The following is a 6,740-nucleotide window of genomic DNA, read 5'->3' as shown; positions in this document are numbered from 1 at the left end:
CACGGGCCTCCAGCTCACGGATGCGCCGCTGGTCGCTCTGGATTTGCGCCTCGCTGCGGGGCGGTTCAACCTGCTGGGCGCGCCATTGCGCCACCCAGCGTCGCAGCGCGGTATCGCCAACGCCTAGTGCCTCGCAGGCCTTGGCAAATGAATAGCCCTGCGCAACCACCAGTTGTACCGCCTCAGCCTTGAATTCGTCAGTCAGGTTCCGTCTGCTCATCTCTCACCTCAGTTGGGGCAATTATCCCCTTTAGAGGTGTCCACGACTATTGGACCACTACAGGTGCCGCCCCGCACAGGGGCAACGCTCGCGTACCGACGCGAAAACAAGGAAAGGCCAAACCAGCCAACCGGCCACCAAACATCAATGCAACGAACCGCCAACAGCAACCTCCCCCTCAGCAAGCGCAGCACCACTCCGCAATAGCGCATCGAGATCCGCCAACTGCACCGCATCCTGCCCACTGCGTTGCGCACGAAACATAACAGGCGGCACCCCGAACTGCTTACGAAACTCACGCCCCAGATGCGAAGCATCCGAAAACCCACAGCTCGAAGCAATATCGGCAACGGTGCGATCCGAACTCGTGAGTAGCCAGGCGGCTGTCCGCAGACGCAACGCATTGGCAAATGCCCGCGGACTCTTGCCCGTTTCCGCCTTGAAGAGGCGTTCGAGCTGCCGTGGCGAGAGGTTCAGCTTGCAGGCCAGTTCTTCCAGCGGCACGTTGCGGCCAACCTGCTGCTCCATCAACAGTACGGCACGCTTGACCTTCGGGTGCGTGGCGGGCTCGAGGCCGGGCGGGTGAGGCTGGGGCGCATTGCCCTTTTGCATTTCGCCGACCAGCAAAATGCGCAGCGCCTTCTGCACGGTCGCGTGATCGAAATGGCGCAGCAAGATGGCGGCGGCGACGTCGATCGACGCGCGGCCGCCCGAGCAGGTAATGCGGCGACGGTCGATCGCGAACAGGCGGTCGGCGACGATGGCGTCGGCATTGACATTGGGGAAGCGCTCGATGAAGTCCCAATAGTGGAACCAGCTCACACAAATGCGATGTCCGTCGAGCACGCCGGCGCGCATGAGCGCGAAAACGCCCGTGCAGATGCCGACGACCGTCGTCTCGCCGCTGGCCGCGCGGCGGATGTAGCGCAGCGTGGCTTCGCTTGCGTGCGGGCCGGAGTGCAGCAGTCCGCCCACGACCACGAGATAGTCGACCGGTTCGGCGTCGGCAAAGGTCTCCCAAGGCGCGATCTGAATGCCGCAACTCGCACGCACGGGCGCAAGCGTTTCGCCGATCACGCGCCACGAGCAGCGCACGGGCTTGCTGTAGTCGCCTTCGTCGGCGGACAGACGCAGCATGTCGACAAAACCCGAGAACGCGGTCAGCGTGAAGTTCGGCAGCAGCACGATGCCGAAACGGATGCGCTCCTTGGGAGCGGCGTCGAAGGAAACGGCGGTGGCGAGTGTGTCGGACATGGAGGCACAGGATAGCGGCGATGTGGTTTCAGCCAAGCTTCCACGATATGGCCCCGAGACGCTTGTCGTTTTCCGCCATCGATCTTCGCAAAAACGAATATTTCACGGAATACACGCCGCATGGCGGGGCGGTTCCGCCGCCCTGGCGGGTTCGTTCTAGCGGCGCCGCCGCCGCTTTGGTCAACTCTTTAGCGGGCACACGGCCCACGCCGCACCCATCCACGAGGCCTGTTTTCATGCCGCGCACCGAAACCGTCGAACTCAACAAACGCGCCTGTCACGGCGACGCAGAAGCCGCGCTCGCCCTGCTGGAGCAGAGCATGGCGCGCGGCCACGGGCGTATCGGGCTGCTGCGTTATCTGCAGGCGCGTTGCGTGGGCGCGGCGCTCGCGCGTCGGCATCACGACTATGCAGAGCGCGTGGCGAGCAGGATGAGCGAGGACGCGTTCGCGGCGCTGGTGGCGCAGGCGCAGCGCCGCCACAGCATGGCGGCGTGAACGCCCAGGCGCTTGCTCACAGCACGACGGTGCGGCCGTCGTTGATGAAGACCCGGCGCTCGAGAAATACCCGCACGGCGCGCGCGAGTGTCACGCATTCGACGTCGCGCCCCACAGCCAGCAGACGCTCGGGGTTCAGCGAGTGGTCGACCCGCTGCACTTCCTGCTCGATGATCGGGCCTTCGTCGAGATCGTCGGTGACGAAGTGCGCCGTCGCGCCGATCAGCTTGACCCCGCGCACGTGCGCCTGATGATAGGGGCGCGCGCCCTTGAAGCCGGGCAGGAAGGAATGGTGGATGTTGATGGCGCGGCCGGCCAGCTTCCGGCTCGTTTCGTCGGAAAGAATCTGCATGTAGCGCGCGAGAATCAGCAGTTCCGAACCGGTCGAATCGAACAGGTCGAGGATGGCGGCTTCCTGTTCACGCCGCGTTTCAGGCGTGACGGGGAGGTAGTGAAACGGCAGGTCGTGCTGCCTGGCGAGCGGTTCGAAATCGCGGTGATTCGAGGCAATGCCCGCAATGTCCATCTGCAGCTCGCCCATGCGCCAGCGAAACAGCAGGTCGGCAAGGCAGTGCTCGAGCTTCGACACCATGATGAGCACTTTGGGACGCACCCGCAGGTCGTGAATGGCCCAGGTCATTTCGTGCTTGCGCGCGACGCTCGCGAACTCGTCCCGCAGACCCGCCAGATCGAAGCGCTCGCCCGCGCCGGCCTGCACGACCTCGTGAAAGACGCAGCGCAGGAAGAAGCGCGTGCTGATGTCGTCGTCGAAGACCGTGAGCTCGTCGATATAGCCGCGGTGCGCGTCGAGAAAGCCGGCGACCGCGGCAACCTGCCCGGCGGCGGCGGGGCAGGACAGCGTGAGCACGTAGCGGTGCTGCGGGTCTTCGGTGGGCATGCGCGTTCTCCTCGTGTCGTGATGCGCCCGCTGCAGCTTGCGGTTCGTGCCGGGGCGCTGGCTTGATGGCGCAAGTAAGCCACCAATCGGCGTGCGGCACATAGAACCCACGCGCTGTATCGCGAGAATGAATACGCCAACCCGGCGCCTAATCCGCACTTACCCGTCGCCAACATGAAGAAGGTCTTTTTTGCCCCTATGGCTGTCGCATTCCTGCTATCCCGCGCTTTTTTCTCCGGCAAGCATGGGCTGCGGCGAAACGGGAGCGGAGATGGAGAGTTATCTGGGTCTGCAGGCGAGGGCGTTGAACGGGCAGCGTGCTGTACTTTTTCGCGTGCGTACATCGGTCGCCGACGTGTATCTGTCGGTGAGCCGCTCGAATTACGGCAACGAGGAACGGGCCGTGGTCGAAGTGGACTGCGCGCGCTTCTTGAGGCTCTGGCGGGACGATCCGTGCGGCGAGCACGCCGGGCTCGCAAACGGCAATCCGCAGACGTGGCGTGCCGACCCGCGCTTCGAACTGGCGGCCGAGGGTTTCAGTTTCGGCGAAGAAGACCCCGTGCCGCTTGCCGAAGTCAGTTGCCCGGCGAGCGCCGCTGTGCCGCACGTTGCATTCACGGATGGCGTGATGCGGACCCTCTGGCTAGCCGCCTATGCAGCGAAGTCCTTTCCGGTGGAATGCGGCGTGAACGACGCCGAGGCGCTGCAGCGCCTGGCCGGAGCGGCTGGCAGCCTCTGGTTCAGCGTTGCCGAACTCGTTCCGCCGCTAGTCGCTCGAGCCCGGGAATGACGCGATAGCGTCAGTGCGCGAGCGCCCACATGAGCGACACGGAGAAGGCGCCCACCACGACGGACGCGCAGCGCTGGAAGAACGCGGGACGAATGAACGGCGCCCGGCCGTTGCGCGGCGCGGCGCCAATGGCGATCCATGTGAGGCCAATGGGAATCAGCAAGACCGCGAAGATCGCCATGGCCTGGAGCCACGTGATGACGCTCGCGAACGCCGCGGGCGGAAAAATCGAGCCGGCGAACAAAATGGCCTTGGGATTGAGCACCGTGGCGCTGAACAGCGTGCGCGTGCTGACCACGCCCCTGGCCGAGGTTTCGATCGAATCTGCCGTGAGCCAAAGGCGCAAGGCGAGCCACGCCAGATAGAGGCTGCTGGCCACACGCAGCACCTTCGGCAGCCAGCTCAGCGAATTCGACGCATGAGTGAAGCACAGCCCCCAGACGGTAATCGACACCAGGTAGCCGGCCAGTTCGGCGACGGTCAGATGCGCGGAGCGCCGCAGACCCTGCCGCAAACCGGCGGCGGCGAGCAGCGTGTTGGTCGGCCCCGGCATGAGCAGCACGATCGCACAGCCCGAGACCATCAGCCCGATGGTGGAAATGGAAAGCATGGGAGCGACTGGGGGATAGGGTGTTCGGATTATTGAAAGCCGACTGTAGGGCGTTATGTCAGCCAGTGACTAGAACTGCCCCGCGGCGCCCGCATTCTACGGCTTACGCCGGTATATGCCTATTTCAGCCGGGTCCGGAGCGCTAAACCATCGGCCCATATTCGTCATGCTGAGAGCGGCATTGGCTTTGGTAGATGCGCGCTTACGCCACGGGCTTAAATTATTGATTTCAATGCATCTACTGATGCGTAACAAATCATTTCGAAATATTTCATGGTTCGCCCTAAATAATTCGCGATTCACGCCGTTAAAGTACGCACGAGAACTTTGCCCAGAGAATTTGCGGGCCGAGGAAGAATAAACATACGCCGTTCGGGGTCGAGAGCCCGCACGCTGCGGCCGCCGTTATCGTCAACCCCTATGCCTGATTTGTCGTGGACCATGCCCGTGGCACGTTGGTCCTTCTGGTCTTCCGCGTCGGAAAGTCTGCCTGAGGTTGCGTTCGTCGATCCGATGATGCGCCGCCGCCTGAGCGCGCTTTCGCGGATGGCGCTGAAGGTGGCGGGCGACTGCGTCGATGCGCAAACCCGGACACGCGTGGTTTTCGCATCGCGGCACGGCGAGTTGCGCCGCACGACGGACATTCTGCGCGACATCGAGGCACACAAACCTGTTTCGCCGAACGCGTTCAGCCTTTCCGTGCTCAATGCGATGACGGGGCTATTCGGCATCGTGCGGAGCGACCGTTCGCCGGCTACGGCCCTCTCGGCAGGCGCGCAAACGCTGGGCTACGCGCTGCTCGAAGGCCATGCGCTGCATGCCGAAGACCCCTGCAGCCCGGTATTGGTCGTCTACGCCGACGAACCTGCTGACGCGCGCTACGGCGCGGTCGAGCAGGAAGTGCAGCGCGGCGCGTTCGCGCTGCTGCTCGATGCGAGCGAGGCTGCGCAAGGCCGGCTCGCGTGCTCCATCACGGAAGACAAGCAGGCCTCGGCCGCGCCAGCACGCGCATTCGCTACGCAAAGCGAAGCGCTGCATCACTGCCTGAGCGGCGGCGCAAGCGCCGCGTGGCAGGGCAGCGGCGGCACATGGCAATGGAGCTGGCATGTCGGCTCGGCTTGATTACGGCTGGCGGCTCTTCGCCACCGGCCTCGGCTTCGCGTTGTTCAGCGCATGCGGGCTGCTGTTCTCGGTGATCGTGTTTCCGCTCGCGTCGGTCTGGCCGCATCGTGCTTCGCGGCAACGCGCGGTCACCACCGTCATTCACTGGTTTTTCCGCTCGCTCGTGGCCGCCTTGCAGCGCGCGGGCGTCATGAAGCTCGACGTGGCCGGCGCGAAGGCGCTGCGCTCGGGCGCCCCTGCCATCGTTGTCGCGAACCATCCCACCTACCTCGACGTGGTCGTGCTGCTCGCGCTCACGCCTTCCGCCTGTTGCGTCGTGAAGAACGCGCACTGGCGCAACCCGTGCTTCTGGGGCATCGTGCGGGCGGCCGAGTACGTGAGCAATGCCGATCCCGCAGGCTTCGTGCAGGACTGCGCGCGCCAGCTGGCGAACGGCTACAGCATGATCATTTTTCCCGAAGGCTCGCGCAGCCCCGCGCCGAATCGCCTGCACGCGTTCTCGCGCGGCTTCGCGCATACGGCGCTCGAGGCCGGCGCGCCGGTTCTGCCTGTGCTCATGCACTGCGATCCGCCCGCCTTCACCAAGCAAATGCGCTGGTATCACGTTCCGCAGCGACCCTTCCGCATGACCGTGAACGTGCTGGCGCCCATCGGCGTCCAGCCGCTCGCGCCGCGCGATATGCCTTCCGCACTCGCCGCGCGCAACGTCACGCGCACCATCGAAGCGCAAATCACACAGCACCTGTTTGACTATGGATACTTTAAAACTGGAAATTAAGCGGCTCCTGATCGAGGCACTCGATCTCGAGCATCTCACGCCCGCCGATATCGACGACGATGCGCCGCTGTTCGACACCGACGGCGTGGGGCTCGACTCGATCGACGCGCTGGAGATCGGCATCGTGCTGCGCCAGCAGTATCAACTGACCATCAACGCCGACGACGAAAACGTGCGCGGCTACTTCCGGTCGATCAACACGCTCGCGGCGCTCGTCGCGGGCCACGCAAACGAAAACGCGGCGCTGGAAGCCACTGCAGGGAAAGGGGATTGAATCATGAACGAAGCTGAAATTCTCGACCGTATCCGCGAGATCTTTCACGAGAACTTCGATATCGATCCGGCACGCGTCACGCCGGAGGCGCACCTGTTCGAGGAACTGGATCTGGACAGCATCGACGCCGTCGATCTGGCCATCAAGCTCCAGGAAATGACGGGCCGCCGCATCAAGCCGGAAGAGTTCAAGCAGGTGCGCACGGTGGGCGACGTGATCGCCGCGGTCGAGTCGCTGCTCGTGACCCAGGCTTGAGGCCATTCGTGACGGTTCTTCGCAGGCACGGCTCGGCTGAGC

General features: G+C 64.2%; 10 protein-coding genes. 6 read left to right on the top strand and 4 right to left on the bottom strand.

From position 1 onward, the window contains the following. Together A3CW_RS0139985 and A3CW_RS0139980 are read right to left on the bottom strand one after the other, a co-directional pair. Nucleotides 1–220: transposase (locus A3CW_RS0139985; RefSeq protein ID WP_028208379.1), on the bottom strand; the 220-nt coding region annotated here is incomplete at its 3' end. Between the two features lie 144 nt (nt 221–364). Then, nucleotides 365–1,474, bottom strand: a complete 1,110-nt coding sequence (locus tag A3CW_RS0139980) for a GlxA family transcriptional regulator (protein ID WP_028208543.1) — start codon at nt 1,472–1,474, stop codon at nt 365–367. 236 nt (nt 1,475–1,710) lie between these two features. Between A3CW_RS0139980 and A3CW_RS0139975 the strand changes: the two genes are divergently transcribed. Beyond that, on the top strand, nt 1,711–1,971 hold the full coding sequence (locus A3CW_RS0139975) for a hypothetical protein (protein WP_028208542.1): 261 nt from the start codon (nt 1,711–1,713) through the stop codon (nt 1,969–1,971). Between the two features lie 16 nt (nt 1,972–1,987). On the opposite strand, the gene purU is transcribed toward A3CW_RS0139975, so the two are convergent. Beyond that, nucleotides 1,988–2,869, bottom strand: coding sequence for a formyltetrahydrofolate deformylase (gene purU / locus A3CW_RS0139970; protein ID WP_028208541.1), 882 nt, complete (start codon nt 2,867–2,869; stop codon nt 1,988–1,990). Nucleotides 2,870–3,140: 271 nt separating this feature from the next. On the opposite strand from purU, the gene A3CW_RS50495 reads away from it, so the two are divergent. Then, nucleotides 3,141–3,659 carry a plasmid fertility inhibition factor family protein gene (locus A3CW_RS50495; RefSeq protein WP_051482035.1) on the top strand — a complete coding sequence of 173 codons (519 nt, stop codon included), beginning with the start codon at nt 3,141–3,143 and terminating at the stop codon, nt 3,657–3,659. 10 nt (nt 3,660–3,669) lie between these two features. On the opposite strand, the gene A3CW_RS0139960 is transcribed toward A3CW_RS50495, so the two are convergent. After that, nucleotides 3,670–4,269: a LysE family translocator gene (locus A3CW_RS0139960; RefSeq protein WP_028208539.1), complete on the bottom strand. Its 600-nt coding sequence runs from the start codon at nt 4,267–4,269 to the stop codon at nt 3,670–3,672. Between the two features lie 420 nt (nt 4,270–4,689). On the opposite strand from A3CW_RS0139960, the gene A3CW_RS0139955 reads away from it, so the two are divergent. From A3CW_RS0139955 to A3CW_RS0139940, 4 genes are read left to right on the top strand one after another with little or no spacing between them, the layout of a single operon-like run. After that, nucleotides 4,690–5,391 carry a beta-ketoacyl synthase chain length factor gene (locus A3CW_RS0139955; RefSeq protein ID WP_028208538.1) on the top strand — a complete coding sequence of 234 codons (702 nt, stop codon included), beginning with the start codon at nt 4,690–4,692 and terminating at the stop codon, nt 5,389–5,391. Further along, complete coding sequence (locus tag A3CW_RS0139950) at nt 5,375–6,169, top strand: lysophospholipid acyltransferase family protein (protein ID WP_028208537.1); 795 nt, start codon at nt 5,375–5,377, stop codon at nt 6,167–6,169. Before A3CW_RS0139955 ends, A3CW_RS0139950 begins: the two co-directional genes overlap by 17 nt. After that, the gene (locus tag A3CW_RS0139945) at nt 6,144–6,443 is read left to right on the top strand and encodes a phosphopantetheine-binding protein (RefSeq protein WP_028208536.1); all 300 of its coding nucleotides are present in this window, start codon (nt 6,144–6,146) and stop codon (nt 6,441–6,443) included. The genes A3CW_RS0139950 and A3CW_RS0139945 overlap by 26 nt, the downstream gene beginning before the upstream one ends. Nucleotides 6,444–6,446: 3 nt before the next feature. Then, on the top strand, nt 6,447–6,698 hold the full coding sequence (locus A3CW_RS0139940) for an acyl carrier protein (protein WP_028208535.1): 252 nt from the start codon (nt 6,447–6,449) through the stop codon (nt 6,696–6,698). The last annotated feature ends 42 nt before the right edge of the window (nt 6,699–6,740 follow it).

The sequence above is a fragment of the Paraburkholderia nodosa DSM 21604 genome, from assembly GCF_000519185.1.
Lineage (GTDB): Bacteria > Pseudomonadota > Gammaproteobacteria > Burkholderiales > Burkholderiaceae > Paraburkholderia > Paraburkholderia nodosa.
This window is presented reverse-complemented; position numbering and strand designations above follow the sequence as displayed.